The organism is Hoskinsella mucinilytica (assembly GCF_045223415.1).
Lineage (GTDB): Bacteria > Bacillota_I > Bacilli_A > Erysipelotrichales > Erysipelotrichaceae > Hoskinsella > Hoskinsella mucinilytica.
The window spans coordinates 63598-78810 of record NZ_JBEQZJ010000014.1 but is presented as its reverse complement, the minus strand read 5'-3'; the positions used below and the strand labels follow the sequence as shown (position 1 = coordinate 78810).

Here is a 15213-nt window from a genome sequence, read left to right as displayed (position 1 = left end):
AATTTTTTTCGTTTTTTAAACCAGAAGGATCATTTAAATCACGTTGAGTAAAAAAACTTTATGCTTTGTTGTTTCGGTGGAATTTAACTTTTCACATGTGATTCATGAAAAGAAATACAAATACGTTTGACATCATTAACCTTCCAATTTAAAATAAATTGGTAAAGAGTGGAGTGAGTATATGAAAAGAGAGAAATTTTCCTCTCGTATTGGGTTTATCTTAATTTCTGCAGGCTGTGCAGTGGGGTTAGGAAATGTATGGAGATTTCCTTATATTACAGGTCAATATGGAGGAGCAGCATTTGTGTTGCTATATCTGGTGTTTTTGGTGATTCTTGGTTTACCGATAATGGTTATGGAGTTTTCTGTTGGTAGGGCATCACAGAAATCATCCGCAAAATCCTTTGATGTTTTAGAACCAAAAGGAACCAAATGGCATTTGATCAAATATGTTTGTATGGGCGGAAATTATTTGTTAATGATGTTTTACACCACAGTTGGTGGATGGATGTTAAATTATTGTATGAAAATGGCAGCCGGAGATTTTAGCGGTAAAGCAACACAAGCAGTTACACAAGGCTTTGATGATATGTTATCAAGTCCCTATGAAAATTTATTTTGGATGGTCGCTATTACTATCATTGGATTTGTTGTGTGTAGTAAAGGACTTCAAAATGGTGTGGAAAAAATAAGCAAATATATGATGAGCTGTTTGTTTGTTGTTATGATCGTCTTGGTAATAAGAAGTGTAACTTTACCAAATGCGATGGAAGGATTAAAATTTTATTTGATTCCTGATTTTAGTAAAATGTTAGAAAATGGAATTTGGAATTCGGTGTTTGCGGCTATGGGTCAAGCGTTTTTTACGTTAAGTTTAGGGATTGGAGCCTTAGCTGTATTTGGAAGTTATATCGGAAAAGATCATAGCTTGCTTGGAGAAAGCTTGAATGTCAGTATCTTAGATACATTGGTTGCATTTGTTGCCGGATTGATCATTTTTCCTGCATGTTTTGCTTTTCATGTGGATGCGGGAAGTGGACCGGGATTGGTCTTTGTGACCCTGCCGAATGTCTTTAATGTAATGCCTGGAGGAAGGCTATGGGGAACGTTATTTTTCCTTTTCATGTCCTTTGCGGCACTAACTACTATCATTGCAGTTTTTGAAAACATCGTTGCTTTTGCGATGGATCTTGGATGGACAAGAAAAAAAGCGGTATCCGTTAATTTTATCGCCATTTTAGTATTATCCTTACCTTGTGCACTAGGGTTTAATCTATTAAGTTTTCTTCAACCATTGGGAGAAGGAACCACAATACAGGATTTGGAAGACTTTATCGTTTCTAATAATTTACTTCCTTTGGGTTCTTTATTATATCTATTATTCTGTACCTTTCGTTATGGATGGGGATGGGATCATTTTATTGAAGAAGCTAATACAGGAAAAGGTTTAAAATTCCCGAAAGCATTAAAATTTTACATATCTTATATTTTACCGATCATCGTATTATATATTTTTATACAAGGCTATCTAGATAAATTCAATGGTCCATTCAGTATCATGATACCTTTGATCGTGATTATTTGTATCTTATATATACCTCTACAGGCGTTTATGAAGAAACGTAAACATAACAAATAAAAACACGTCATTAAGAATCTTGACGTGTTTTTGTTTGGTCAATTAAATCAAAAAAGTCTTTCATTGGCATTGGTTTATAGAAATAGAATCCTTGAACGGCATCACAATCAATCGTTGATAGAAAGTCTATATCTTCTTTCCTTTCTACACCTTCTGCGATGACCTCCATACCTAAGATTTTAATTAAATGAATGATGGTTCTTAATATTTCTTTGGCATCTTCGCTTAATTTCTCTTGAAAGAAACAACGATCAATTTTGATTACATCTAGATTACTATCCTTTAAAAGATTGAAATTAGAAAAACCGTTTCCGAAATCATCTAAAGAACAATAAAAGCCCATTTCATGGAAAGAACGGATATGTTCTTTCATCTTTTCTTCATTGGTGCTGATGTTTTCCATAAACTCTAATTCTAAGTAGCTTCGATCTACATCATATTTTTCAAGGACATTACGATAATCCTGGATAATAAATTCATCATAGAAAAAGGAGTTAGAAATATTGAAACTGATTCTGACCATAGGCTTACCTAGTTGTAATCTTGTTTGAATTTCTTTAAGTACTGTTTCGAATACTTGAAGATCGATCATACGGATATAGCCGTTCTTGTTTAACATTGGCAGAAACTTAGATACAGGGATGAGTTCTCCTTGATCAAATAGTCGAAGAAGTGCTTCTCCTCCTGTAATCTCTCTTGTTTTTAAATCAACTTTAGGCTGAATGTAAACTTGATAAAAGCCTTTTTCTCTAGCCTTAGCACTGTATTCCTCCAAGTAACAAGCATTCATATAGTCATCATACAGTTTTTGATTATAAAACTCGTAGCTAAATGCTCTTCGTTTTAGACTTTCACACATGATACGACTAAACTGTGCTTTTTCGCATGCTTCCTCAAAAGGAACATCTTTTGTGTCCATGAGGAAGATACCGAAAGATGTATAAATATTATGATATAGAATCGGATGATCAATTTCAAAAATAGCATCGACGATATCATATAACCATTTCTTTTCTAGCTGTTGAGCTGTTTCATAGGTTACGATCATCACATAATCATCCGCATATATTTGTTTCGCTATACCATCTTCTTTTATAAAGTCACAAAGAAATTGTTCAACAACTTGAAGCATCTGATCTGCGGCTTCTTTCCCATAAGCATAATTTAAGTAACGAAATTTCTTTATATTCATATTCATCAAAGCGTAATGCTTATCAGAATGCAAAGCTTGCTTATAATATATTTTTAATTCTGTTAAGGTTTCTTCTATCATAGCCTTGCACCTCTTTTACTAGTTATTTCCATTATAACATATTCATTCTTACCTAACATCATCATAACGATGATTAAAACAAAAAAATGACTCTCATGAGGAATGAGAGTCTAGCATGAAGGTAGGTAATGGAAGTCATATTGTAAACATGATAGTTTTTGATTTTTATAGGGATGGGGAAACTTTCTTCCATTACCAATTAGATTCTACAAGCAGTTCATCTGCCTGTATGTATACTATACAACATGAATGTGATAGTTGTGTGAATAATAAATGAAAAATAAAATATTATGTTCCGTTTATGTATAAAAAGAAACCTCTTATGTGAGTGATCCTCATCTTGTTTCAGAAAGACTGTATAATGGCAGCAGATAAAGGAGGAGGTTTTTATGAATATAGGTAAATTGGCGATTACCTCTATGAAAAATGAGAAGAAAAAGTATTATTTTTTAATTATGAATCTTACATTAGCATGTGCTGTATCTATCATCTTTTCGCATTATATGAGCAATCCGACCTTAGGGTTGAAAGGTGATTTAGCAAAGGAAATGATAGAAAGTAGTGAGTTACCTATCATGTATTTGTTTTTGATGTCAATGTCTATCATCGCAGTTGCAATTGCACTTGTGTTCTTTGCGAATGAAACGTATTTAAAAAATCAGAAAAGGACATTAAGTATTCTGGCAATGTCGGGAGCCAGCTTATTAGATATCACTAAATTTTTCGCAATTCAGCATTTCATCTGCATGCTTGCCGCAATATTCTTTGGTATCATGGTTTCCTTCATTGGGCTTCCGCTGATCAATTTATGTATGAATCAGGTTTCACCTATAGAAATATCAATATTCTCATATGATATGACATCTTATCTTTTGGGATTTCTCATCATTATCGTCATGATATTTTTCCTATGGCTATGTGATATTGGTTATGTATACCGAACAAACAAATTTGAGCTTATAAAATCTGTATCTTCCATGCAAGCGGAAGATATCGTACCCGGTAAAAAAATCTTTTCTTTGGTTGGTTATTTTTTACCATTGGGTATGATCTTGATCATCCCACCGGTTTTGCCCCTATATATTTTATATATGGTTATCGCAATGTTTGGCATCAGCGGGATCTTTCATTCTATCCTACCTATGATCTTTCAAAAGCTACAGACAAGAAAACGTTACGATGCTGTGAAAAGTATGCTATATGCAAACCTTGTGACATTGGTGAAAGAGAATGGAATGCTGACAAAAATGATATCAATATCTATGATGCTATTAAGCATTTTGTTATGTAGTAATTCTGATTCCTCATTAACGATGACATTTATTTCATTATCTTTTATCTTAATGATTTCCATGATGATGTTATGCATTTACAACAATATGAGCTCTTTCGCAAGTGCTCGTAGTAAACAATATCAGACTTTAAGCTCTCTTGGTTATGATAACTCAATGTTGATTCATTTGATTAAAAGCGAACAACGATGGTACTTTATATTGATTTTTCTACTACCGTTTGTATTGGTAGGTATCGCTGCTGTGAAGTTTATGATTTATGAAAATGTAGATAAGATGTTGATTGCGATCATCTTTATCACGTTACCTTTCTTTGTTATCTTATGTGAAAAAATATGTGAGTTGCCATTTCGAGCAGTATTGAACAGGAGGAATTAATATGAGCGTACTAGAAGCTAAAAACGTATATAAAATTTACAATAAAGGAAAAGAAAATGAAGTAAAGGCTTTAAATGATGTTAGCCTACAAGTAAATGCCGGAGAATTTATTAGTATCATGGGACCAAGTGGCTCAGGAAAATCAACATTATTAAATGTATTAAGTGGGCTGGATACGATCACCTCTGGAATTGTGGAAATCAATGATATAAACATCAGTAAGATGGGAGAAAATGAAATCAGTCGTTTCAGAAGAGGTCATATCGGTTATGTATTCCAAAATTTTAATCTCATCGATTCCTTATCGATTTATGATAATTTAGCCTTACCACTGGCTTTACAAAAGGGAAAAAAAGAGATGATCGAAACTAAAATACAGGAATATTTAGATTCTTTAAATATCAACGAGGTTAAAGATAAGTTACCAAATGATTGTAGTGGAGGACAATGTCAAAGAACTGCGATTGCAAGAGCAATGGTTCATCAGCCAAGTATTTTGTTTGCGGATGAGCCATCTGGTAACCTAGATTCAACCAATGCACATGATGTTCTGGAAATCATGCAGAAAATGAATTCGGAAAAGAATGTGACCATCATGATGGTCACACATGACTCTATGGTAGCTAGTTATTCTCAAAAAGTTTTATTTCTTAGAGATGGTGTGATAGAGCATGTGATTGAAAAAGGTGAAAAAGATCAGAGCACCTATTATGAAGAGATTGCTTCATTTAATCTAAAAGATCGGATTCATTTTATACGATAATTGAATCAACAATAACATGGCATAAAACAATATATCAAAGTTTTGTGCCTTTTTGCATTTCATAAGGGCATTTGTGATTTGCGCTTTTTGGAAGCCGTGATAAAATAGAATAGATTAGAAAGGATGAGATCATGCATAATTTATGGGGACATTTCAAAACAATTACGATACACAAATGGAGAGTTATGAAGCTTTGTTTTCGATGTGGACTTTATCGTCAGGGCCTCAAACATGATCTTTCAAAATATACACCGGTAGAATTTATTGCGGGAGTACGTTATTTCCAAGGAAATAGAAGCCCGATCAATAGAGAAAAAGAGGTAAAAGGTTATTCCATGGGATGGCTTCATCACAAAGGTCGTAATCCTCACCATTGGGAGTATTGGCTAGATAATGCGAAGGGTGGTATCAAAGCGGTAAAAATGCCAGTAGAATATGTTGTAGAAATGTATTGTGATCGAACAGCGGCAAGTATGACGTATATGAAAGAAAATTATACCGATGCAAGTGCCTATGACTATTTTATGAATGGATATGATCATGTGCTCATGCATCCTGAAACAAAAGCGCTACTTGAACATATTTTGATATATCAGAAAGATCATGGGTTAGATAAGACGATTTCGTATATCAAAAAAGATGTTTTAACTCAAAGAAAACATAATTGATGTGTTATTTGGTTTATTGAATTCTATAATTATTCAAATAGTGTTCACGTAATTTTCACTTAATAGTTATATAGTATAGACACAAGCAAAACAGCTTGTATTCCCTTTATGGTGATGAATACAACATTTCCTCAATCGGATGATGCTTTCCAATATTCATTACCTTCCCTCATCTATTGGCTCCTGCCCCCTCACAGGAGCCTTTTCCATATTGAATTTAAAAATAGATTTATATGAAAAATGAAGCGATACATGATATACTAGTTGTGGAAAAAGAGGTGCTTTGACATGGAAATGCATAGAAATACTAGATGCTGGTGTGGTAGCGGCAAAAAATATAAGCAATGTCATGAAAAATTTGATTTAAAATTAATGGAATTGGCAAGACAGGGAAAAACCATACCGGATCGTTCTTTGATCAAAAACAAAGAAGATATTATCGGAATTAAAAAGAGTGCGGCAATCAATACGGGCGTTTTGGATCATGTCGCAAAACACATTCATGTAGGTATGAGTACAGATGAGATCGATACTTTGGTATATGAATACACAGTGAATCATGGTGCTATTCCCGCACCATTAAATTATGAGGGCTTTCCTAAAAGTGTATGTACATCAGTCAATGATGAAGTATGCCATGGAATTCCTAGTAAAGATGTGATCTTGAAAGAAGGAGACATTGTGAATGTTGATGTTTCTACCATCTTTCATGGATATTTCAGTGATGCTTCCAGAATGTTCATGATTGGTGAAGTGAGTGAGGAAGCTAGACGTTTGGTTGAAGTTACAAAAGAATGTTTGGAAATCGGTATCAAGGCAGTGAAACCATGGGGTTATGTTGGAGATATCGGTGCAGCGATTCAAGAACATGCGCATAAGAACGGATATAGCGTAGTCATTGATTTTGCGGGACATGGTGTTGGAAAAGAGTTTCATGAAGACCCTATCATTCCACATGTAGGAAGAAAAGGGAATGGAATGGTATTAGCTCCTGGCATGGTATTTACGATCGAGCCTATGATCAATGAAGGAGATTATCATTTATATATTGATGAAGATAACGGATGGACTTCTTACACCAGTGATGGAAAACTAAGTGCGCAATGGGAGCATACTTTATTAGTAACGGAACATGGTATAGAAATTTTGACTTATTGATCAACATTAGAAGGGAATACAAAGAGACAACTACCTTATGTGATTTGTATTCTCTTTTCTTTATAAGTAAATAGGAAAAAATTAATTTCAAGATTGAGATTGTTTCAGACATAAGGTATACTAAGGTAACAGTGAGGTGATAGAATGAGAATCGTACTTCAAAGAGTCACTCATGCCAGTGTTAAGGTAGATGGTGTTTGTACCGGAAGCATTGAACAGGGGTTTTTGGCATTGGTGGGAATCACACAGAGTGATACGTTAGAAATTGTGAAAAAACTTGCGAAAAAATGCGCAGAACTTCGTGTTTTTGAAGATGAGCTTGGAAAAATGAACAAAGGATTATCAGATATCAAAGGTGCAATTCTGTCAATATCACAGTTCACCTTATACGCAGATTGTAAGAAGGGAAGACGTCCTGGGTTTGAGAAAGCCGCAAAGGGTGAAATTGCCAATCCGATGTATGAAGCATTTAATGAGGAACTAAGAAGCTATGGAATTCATGTGGAAACCGGTATTTTCGGTGCTGATATGAAGGTAGAACTTTTGAATGATGGACCAGTGACAATTATCTTAGATAGTGCAGAGCTGGGTATGGAGGGATGACGATGAGCGAAATTGTATATGGTAGTGAAATTGCGAAAGATATTAAGGCAAATATGAAAATAGAAATCGATCAGCTTAGGGAAGCGGGAAAACGTATTCCGAAGTTGGTTGTGGTATTGGTAGGAGATAATCCGGCAAGTATCTCTTATGTAACAGGAAAAGAAAAAGCATGTCATGCGATCGGAATGGAAAATGAATTGATCCGCCTTTCTCAAGATGTGAAAGAAGAAGAGTTACTTGCGCTGATTCAGCAATTGAATCAAGATACAAGTGTAGATGGTATTTTGGTACAATTGCCATTGCCAAGTCATATTAGAGAGGATCATGTGATCTTTGCAATCGATCCTTCTAAGGATGTAGATGGATTTCATCCTTACAATGTGGGGAAATTAGTCTTACAGGAAGAAACCTTTGTTTCTTGTACACCGAAAGGGATTCTTCGTATTCTGAAAACCATCGGTTATGAGGATCTAAGCGGGAAACGTGCAGTTGTTGTTGGTCGAAGTAATATTGTAGGAAAGCCGGTTGCGCAATTATTAATGAATCAAAATGCAACGGTAACGGTTTGCCATTCACGTACGAAGGATATTGAAAAACTATGTAGAGAGGCTGATATTCTTATTGCGGCGATCGGAAAACCAAAGTTTATCGATCACAATTGGGTGAAGCCGGGAGCAGTTGTGATTGATGTTGGTATCAATCGTGACGAAAACAATAAAATGTGTGGAGACGTAGATTTTGAAGATGTCAAGGAGCTTGTAAGTTTTATCACACCGGTTCCAAAAGGGGTAGGTCCAATGACCATTGCGATGCTTTTGGAAAACACATTACAGTCCTATCATAAAAGAGAAGGATAAGGAGGTGTCTTATGCCAATTCAGGATTATGATCTAAACGACATCGTGGAAATGAAAAAAGAACATCCATGTCATAAATCAAAATATTGGAAGATCATTCGTATGGGGGCGGATATCCGTATCAAATGTTTAGGATGTGGAACCAGCGTGTTATTTCCACGTGTACAGTTTGAGAAAAAATTAAAACGAATTATAGAAAAGGCTCCGAAAGAGGAAGCGGAAGAAAAATAATATTATATGGTATGAAAAGGGTTTCTCATTTTGTGAACTAGAGATGTTGTTTAATCTAGATAAGAGTAAGCTTTTTCATTCTGATTTTAGAAGAAAAACACCACTGATATTTATTATAGTAAATGTTGGCGGTGTTTTTGCATATGTCGAGCTACTGATTCTTTACGGCGTGTTTACAACGATTCACGAAACAGAATCTTAATGAAATAACAGAAATATTAGATTTTATTTTTGTATCAAATCTTATTCATAAAGTATCATCAATGTCTATAGTGTATGCTATAGATTTTTTAATTTAATCAAATATTTATGATATAATGTCGTATATACTTGACATTTTGTATGGTGAGAGATATCATATAAATGGAAAGAAGATGATGCAATGGCGAAAAATTTAAAGTTAAAGTCGGCAAGAGCGGCACTGGATCTAACTCAACAAGAATTGGCTGATCAAGTAGGGGTAACAAGACAAACCATGAATGCAATCGAAAAAGGGGATTATAATCCTAGTATCAAACTTTGTATTTTGATATGTAAAGCATTGCATAAAACATTAGATGAACTATTTTGGGAAGAATGAAATGAGGAGGGTAATAAAATGAAGATGGAATATTTTGATGAAAGACAATTGTGGATGAGAGGACATGCATTTAAACATATGGTTTTTGTCATATTTGGTATCTTATTATTTGATTTATGTTACAACATGATCACTGGCGTTCGATTATTTGGTGATATGAGTAATTTTGTTTGGATGACACTTTTCGTAACCATCACATCAATTGAAATGATGGAAAAGGGAATCTATAGTAATGTTTCGCCAAAGCATAATTCTGCTGTCATCATTTTATTAATTTGTGGTGGGTTAGGAGCCTTGCTTTATATCGCTACTCTTAAACTGGATCCTAGAGCATTCTTTATAGGTTATGAAATCAATGAAACTTATGGGATGCTTTTCATAAATGTTTGTTTCTTATGTATTGCATGTTGTTATTGTATATGGGCTAGAAAAAAGAAAGGATAAAGGAGATGATAGAAATGGATCAATTTGATGAAAGACAAGCAATGGTGAGAGGGAAAATTGCATTACATGCATCTATTTTAGCAATTGTATTAATGCTGGGGGCTGCATTGATCAATGATTTCGGTATTTATGCGATTGAAGAGAAGATAGGTTTTTCTGATTTTATGATTGGAGCCAGCTTGATATTATTGGGATATCTTTCCACTTCATGTATCATCAAGGATGCCTATTTTGGCTTATTCAGTCGTTTAAGAACAACTATGGTCATTTCTGTTTTTACTGCATTAACAGTAATGGTTCTGGGATTGCTTTGTTTTGATATCATGAGAGGTGAAAGTGTCGGCTTTGTATCTATATGTAATACCGGTATGTTACTATGTATCACTGGTTCTTTGTGGTATATGCGTAAGGAATGGAAATAACACGATATGAATAATGCATATATCAGATTGATGATCTTTCTGTATAGAGCAGAGAAATCATCTGTGGATTTTGAAATAGCGAATGTATTATTAAACCAATTTGATCGATTTCCCGATATATTAATTGAAGATATCGCAAGACTTGCGTCTACCACCCCGGCTTCAGTGACAAAGTTTTGTCATAAGTTGAATTATCATAGCTTTAAGGAATTGAGAAATGATTGTTTAAAAGAGGAAGAATTATCCTCAGTAAATCATCAGATAGAACTTGCGAAAACAAGTTATCAAGAAGCATGTGTTGCTTATTTACAAGAAGAACAACAAAATTTAACTTTTTATATGCAATACCATGATGAAGAAATGATACAACAAGTAGCAGGATTTATGCAGAAAAGCGAAGAAATCGGTGTTTGTTATGCACCATATAGCTATACCTGTGTTCATGTGTTGCGTAATTATTTAGAACCATTTCAGATTCATGTTCAGGGTGTTTTGCGTGATTTGGATGAAGACTTTATCCATCTACGTTTCAAACAAAGTTCTATTGTTTGGCTGATCAGTTTACAAGGAGAATGGATCAAAGAACATCTAGCATTGTTATTTAAATTAAAGGCGGAAGGTAAGCATTTGGTGATCATTACTTCTGTGTATGATGAAAGCTTTATGGAATTGACACCATATATCTTTCCATTCCAATTTAAGGATACTATTTTAGATACGGCGGCTCAGATATCTTGTTTATTTGTGAAGGTTGCGTTTGCTTATGCGAATTTTCCAAAACTGGAAAAAAGCGTTTGAGGAATCCCACACGATACCTGTTATACTGTAGGTGGAAAGTGAGGTAACAACTTATGAAACGTTTTTTGGATTGTAATTTTTCTGATATGGAGGCAATGAACAAAAAGGAACTTTTAGAATCTTTGGAATCAAGTGAGGGTCGTATTCTGATTGCGGAATGTTCTTTATGTAATGATAGTTTATTACCACCTATGACCAATGCGGAAATCAGCGCAGCATTTGGAGCTGATATTCTATTATTGAATATGTTTGATGTGAATCATCCACATATCGATGGGATACATCATGTTCCTGATGAAGAAGTGATTCAAGAATTGAAGCGACTTACAGGAAGATTGATCGGAGTCAATCTTGAGCCGATCGATACACAAGCGACAACGATTGGAGATATTCAAACGATTTGTGAAGGAAGACAGGCAAGTGTAGAAACAGCGTTAAAGGCGAAAGAACTTGGGATTGATTTTATTCTATTAACAGGAAATCCGGGAACAGGAGTTAGCAATCACACCATTGTAGAGAATCTGAAAAAGATGAAGGAAGCAGTTGGGGATGATATTGTTTTAATGGCAGGTAAGATGCATGCGGCAGGGTCAAAAAAAGAAGCCGGAGAACATATCATCACAAAAGAAACGATAAAGGACTTTGTCGATGCCGGTGCTGATGTTATTTTGATTCCAGCTCCGGGAACTGTACCGGGTATTACATTGGACTATGTAAAGGATATGGTTACTTATGCACATTCTTTGGATGTATTAACTTTGACATCTATCGGGACCTCTCAAGAGGGTGCTGAAGAATCTACCATTCGAGATATTGCATTGATGTGTAAGATGTGCGGTACAGATCTACATCATGTAGGTGATGCAGGCTTTGCGCCGGTAGTGCCTGAAAGTATTATGGCTTATAGCATTGCGATTCGTGGAAAAAGACATACCTATGCACGTATGGCTAGATCGATTCATCGATAAATAGGTATTCATAGAATCGAGATAAAACTGTTGTTTATGGAGATGTTTTTATAGGATTATTCTGATATTTGCTTGCATATGAACATAAAAAAAGATAGAATGATAGGGCGAGAGGAATGATAATATGCCATTAACAGCAGGAATTGTAGGACTTCCGAATGTCGGAAAGTCAACATTATTTAACGCAATTACAAAAAGCCAGGTAGAAGCAGCAAACTATCCGTTTGCGACCATACAGCCCAATGTCGGAGTTGTAGAAGTACCTGATCATAGAATCGATCGACTTGTGGAGTTATTCCACCCGAAAAAAACCATTTATACCACTTTTGAATTCACAGATATCGCCGGATTGGTAAAAGGTGCCAGCAAGGGTGAAGGTTTGGGAAATCAATTCCTAAGTAACATCCGTTTGACTGATGCGATTTGCCATGTGGTACGTTGCTTTGAGGATGGGGATATCACCCATGTCGAAGGAAGTGTAGATCCAATTCGTGATATTGAAATCATTAATTTAGAATTGATCATGGCAGATCTTCAAACAGTAGAAAACCGCCTTAGTAAGGTAGAACGTAAGGCTATGACCAATCGTGATAAGGATAGTGTTGCTGAGGTTGCGGTCTTGAAAAAATTGAAGGAAGCATTGGAGGCAGGGAAGCCTGCAAGAAGTGTAGATTTAAGCGATGATGAATTGATGATCGTGAAAGCATTCAGCTTATTAACATTAAAACCGATGATTTACATCGCAAATATGTCTGATGAAGAAATCGCTGATCCAGATAGCAATGAAAACTATCAAAAGGTCAAAGCATTTGCAGAAGCAGAACATAATGAAGTTGTGCCGGTTTGTGCTAAGATCGAAGAGGAGTTAAGTGGACTGGATAAGGAAGAAAAAAATGAGTTCTTACAAGAGCTTGGAATTCCTGAAAGTGGCTTGGATAAGGTGATCAAAACAGCTTATCGTATTCTTGATCTTTGTACTTTCCTAACAGCCGGTGAAGATGAATGCCGTGCATGGACGTTTAAAAAAGGTATGCTAGCACCTCAATGTGCCGGTGTCATTCATACGGATTTTGAAAAAGGATTTATCCGTGCAGAATGTTATAAGTTTGATGATATCGATGCTTTAGAAACAGAGCTTGCTGTTAAGGAAGCAGGAAAGCTACGTTTAGAGGGTAAAGATTATGTCGTTCAAGATGGAGATGTCTTACACTTTAGATTTAATGTATAGAAAAAACGACCACTTAGGTTAGCCTTTGTGATCGTTTTTCATTTTTAAGATTTCATCTTGGAATAGACTGGTATCAGGGCAGCCACTGCCTCCTAATGATATGGAAGGCTTGGTCTTTCCATGAAAATCGCTTCCCATCGTTACCAATAAACGGTGATGTTTTGCGTAGGTTTCATAAAATTGAATTTGTTGAGGTGTGTGATAACTGCTGTAGACTTCCATACCTTGAACACCTTGGGCAAAGATGGCGTCAAGTAATGGTATGTTTTCCTTGGTATTGTTTCCGGGATGAGCTAAAACAGCGATTCCATTTGCATGATGAATCATATCCACTGCTTCTTTTAAGGAAATGAAATCCATAGGTACATAGGCTGGTTTTCCTTGTGAACAAAAATCCCAATAGAAATTGACATAAGGATTATCACTGCGTGATCCTTGAGGGAGGTATTCTTTTAATATTTCATGATTACGTGAATCACTTAAAGCTACCTCTGCAATGATTTCTCCGGTTACAGCACCATTTTTCGCCAGGGCATAACAAGCATCGTGATCGATCGTTAAGCCAAGTTTTTCACATAGTTTTATTTGTATGGAAGAAGCTTCCATAGAAAGTTTTGACATTCTTTCTGCATTTTTTATTAAATTGTTGTCTTGATCATCGATTCCATATCCTAACACATGTAAATTGACATCTTGAATTTGACAATCCAGTTCTACAGCAGGTAGATAGGTTAATCCAAGTTTTTCAGCTTCCTTTTTTGCTTCCGGTATTGCTTCTATTGTGTTATGGTCGGCAATTGCGACAATTTGAAGTCCGGCATCTTTACACAAACGCATTAACTCTGCAGGTGTAAATTCGCCATCATCACTATAATGAGAATGCATATGTAAATCTATGTTATTCATATCAACAGCTCCTTTCATTTACTAATTGTATTATATTGACAAATTTAGTGAAAAGCTATAATAATATAGCCATAAACTATGATAATAGCGACAGGAGTGATAAGCATGATACAAGAATGCAGTGTAGAAAGAAATAGTCAGAATAAACAATTGAATGTCACATATTCACAAGGGTTTCCTTTATGCGCATATTATAATGATATGGATCGGTTTGTGGCCAAACAGGTTCCTTGGCATTGGCATGAGGAATTGGAATTGATTTATGTAGTGCAAGGAGAAGTGCTTGTAAGAGTGTATCAAAATGAAATCATATTAAAACAAGGAGATGGTCTTTGGATCAATGCGGCTGTTTTGCATCAAATAGAAAAGATAAAACAACCGGCAATTTTGTATTCCTTTGTGTTTTCTCATCGTTTTGTTTCCGCAGATGAACAAAGCGTGTTTGAAACTAAGTATATGGTACCACTTCTACATGCTCAAACCATACCATATGTAATATTCGACCATCAAAATGAGGAACAAGTGAATCAAGCCAAAGGAATCTATGAGGCATATCTTATTTGCCAAGAGGAAGCCTATGGATATGAGTTTGTATTAAGAGAGAAAATAACAACGATTTTGTTGTATGTATTACGCCATCATCCTATGACAACCTCTTGTGAGAGTCATATGGAAGATCAAGAGGTGTTACGGTTAAAGCTTATGATGTCTTATTTAAAACAACATTATATGGAGGCATTGCGACTAAAAGATTTGGCACTACATGCCAATATCAGTGAACGTGAGGTCCTTCGTTGTTTTCAAGAACATTTAAAAGAATCACCTATGCAGGTTTTAATGAAATATCGTATCATGAAAGCATGTGAGATGTTGGGGACAAGTGAGGAAAGCATTAGTGAAATAGCGGGTATTTGCGGGTTTTGCGATGCCAGTTATTTTGCGAAACAATTTAAGCGAATGTTATCGATGTCACCAAGAGCATATCGAAATATGATGAAATAAAAAT

Annotated in this window: 17 protein-coding genes; 15 read left to right on the top strand and 2 right to left on the bottom strand. The window is 35.3% G+C overall.

Going from position 1 to position 15213, the window contains the following annotated elements:
- The first annotated feature begins 181 nt into the window (after positions 1-181).
- Positions 182-1639, top strand: a complete 1458-nt coding sequence (locus tag UGRO018_RS06735) for a sodium-dependent transporter (protein WP_416325704.1) — start codon at positions 182-184, stop codon at positions 1637-1639.
- Between the two features lie 10 nt (positions 1640-1649).
- On the opposite strand, the gene UGRO018_RS06730 is transcribed toward UGRO018_RS06735, so the two are convergent.
- Complete coding sequence (locus tag UGRO018_RS06730) at positions 1650-2912, bottom strand: EAL domain-containing protein (RefSeq protein WP_416325703.1); 1263 nt, start codon at positions 2910-2912, stop codon at positions 1650-1652.
- A gap of 389 nt (positions 2913-3301) precedes the next feature.
- Between UGRO018_RS06730 and UGRO018_RS06725 the strand changes: the two genes are divergently transcribed.
- The 13 genes from UGRO018_RS06725 to ychF all read left to right on the top strand — a co-directional run bounded on the left by UGRO018_RS06725 (position 3302) and on the right by ychF (position 13301).
- Complete coding sequence (locus UGRO018_RS06725; protein WP_416325702.1) at positions 3302-4582, top strand: FtsX-like permease family protein; 1281 nt, start codon at positions 3302-3304, stop codon at positions 4580-4582.
- Between the two features lies 1 nt (position 4583).
- The gene (locus tag UGRO018_RS06720) at positions 4584-5345 is read left to right on the top strand and encodes an ABC transporter ATP-binding protein (RefSeq protein ID WP_416325701.1); all 762 of its coding nucleotides are present in this window, start codon (positions 4584-4586) and stop codon (positions 5343-5345) included.
- 131 nt (positions 5346-5476) lie between these two features.
- Positions 5477-6013 (top strand): DUF5662 family protein, encoded by a 537-nt coding sequence (locus UGRO018_RS06715; protein WP_416325700.1) that lies wholly within the window; start codon positions 5477-5479, stop codon positions 6011-6013.
- A gap of 288 nt (positions 6014-6301) precedes the next feature.
- On the top strand, positions 6302-7171 hold the full coding sequence (locus UGRO018_RS06710; protein WP_416325699.1) for a methionyl aminopeptidase: 870 nt from the start codon (positions 6302-6304) through the stop codon (positions 7169-7171).
- A 144-nt stretch (positions 7172-7315) separates the two neighbouring features.
- Entirely contained in the window at positions 7316-7774 is a 459-nt protein-coding gene (gene dtd, locus UGRO018_RS06705; RefSeq protein WP_416325698.1) for a D-aminoacyl-tRNA deacylase, read from the top strand.
- Positions 7775-7776: 2 nt separating this feature from the next.
- Positions 7777-8631 carry a bifunctional methylenetetrahydrofolate dehydrogenase/methenyltetrahydrofolate cyclohydrolase FolD gene (gene folD / locus UGRO018_RS06700; RefSeq protein ID WP_416325697.1) on the top strand — a complete coding sequence of 285 codons (855 nt, stop codon included), beginning with the start codon at positions 7777-7779 and terminating at the stop codon, positions 8629-8631.
- A gap of 11 nt (positions 8632-8642) precedes the next feature.
- Positions 8643-8861, top strand: a complete 219-nt coding sequence (locus tag UGRO018_RS06695) for a DUF951 domain-containing protein (RefSeq protein WP_416325696.1) — start codon at positions 8643-8645, stop codon at positions 8859-8861.
- 382 nt (positions 8862-9243) lie between these two features.
- The gene (locus UGRO018_RS06690) at positions 9244-9441 is read left to right on the top strand and encodes a helix-turn-helix transcriptional regulator (RefSeq protein WP_416325695.1); all 198 of its coding nucleotides are present in this window, start codon (positions 9244-9246) and stop codon (positions 9439-9441) included.
- 18 nt (positions 9442-9459) lie between these two features.
- Positions 9460-9885 (top strand): hypothetical protein, encoded by a 426-nt coding sequence (locus UGRO018_RS06685; RefSeq protein WP_416325694.1) that lies wholly within the window; start codon positions 9460-9462, stop codon positions 9883-9885.
- 14 nt (positions 9886-9899) lie between these two features.
- Positions 9900-10307 carry a hypothetical protein gene (locus UGRO018_RS06680; RefSeq protein ID WP_416325693.1) on the top strand — a complete coding sequence of 136 codons (408 nt, stop codon included), beginning with the start codon at positions 9900-9902 and terminating at the stop codon, positions 10305-10307.
- A gap of 6 nt (positions 10308-10313) precedes the next feature.
- Positions 10314-11105, top strand: coding sequence for a MurR/RpiR family transcriptional regulator (locus tag UGRO018_RS06675; RefSeq protein ID WP_416325692.1), 792 nt, complete (start codon positions 10314-10316; stop codon positions 11103-11105).
- Between the two features lie 53 nt (positions 11106-11158).
- On the top strand, positions 11159-12073 hold the full coding sequence (locus UGRO018_RS06670; protein ID WP_416325691.1) for a DUF7916 family protein: 915 nt from the start codon (positions 11159-11161) through the stop codon (positions 12071-12073).
- 124 nt (positions 12074-12197) lie between these two features.
- Positions 12198-13301, top strand: a complete 1104-nt coding sequence (gene ychF, locus UGRO018_RS06665; protein ID WP_416325690.1) for a redox-regulated ATPase YchF — start codon at positions 12198-12200, stop codon at positions 13299-13301.
- 18 nt (positions 13302-13319) lie between these two features.
- Here the strand turns inward: ychF and UGRO018_RS06660 are convergent, their stop codons facing one another.
- Positions 13320-14207, bottom strand: a complete 888-nt coding sequence (locus UGRO018_RS06660; RefSeq protein ID WP_416325689.1) for a PHP domain-containing protein — start codon at positions 14205-14207, stop codon at positions 13320-13322.
- A gap of 105 nt (positions 14208-14312) precedes the next feature.
- Between UGRO018_RS06660 and UGRO018_RS06655 the strand changes: the two genes are divergently transcribed.
- Positions 14313-15209, top strand: coding sequence for a helix-turn-helix domain-containing protein (locus UGRO018_RS06655; protein WP_416325688.1), 897 nt, complete (start codon positions 14313-14315; stop codon positions 15207-15209).
- Positions 15210-15213: the final 4 nt, after the last annotated feature.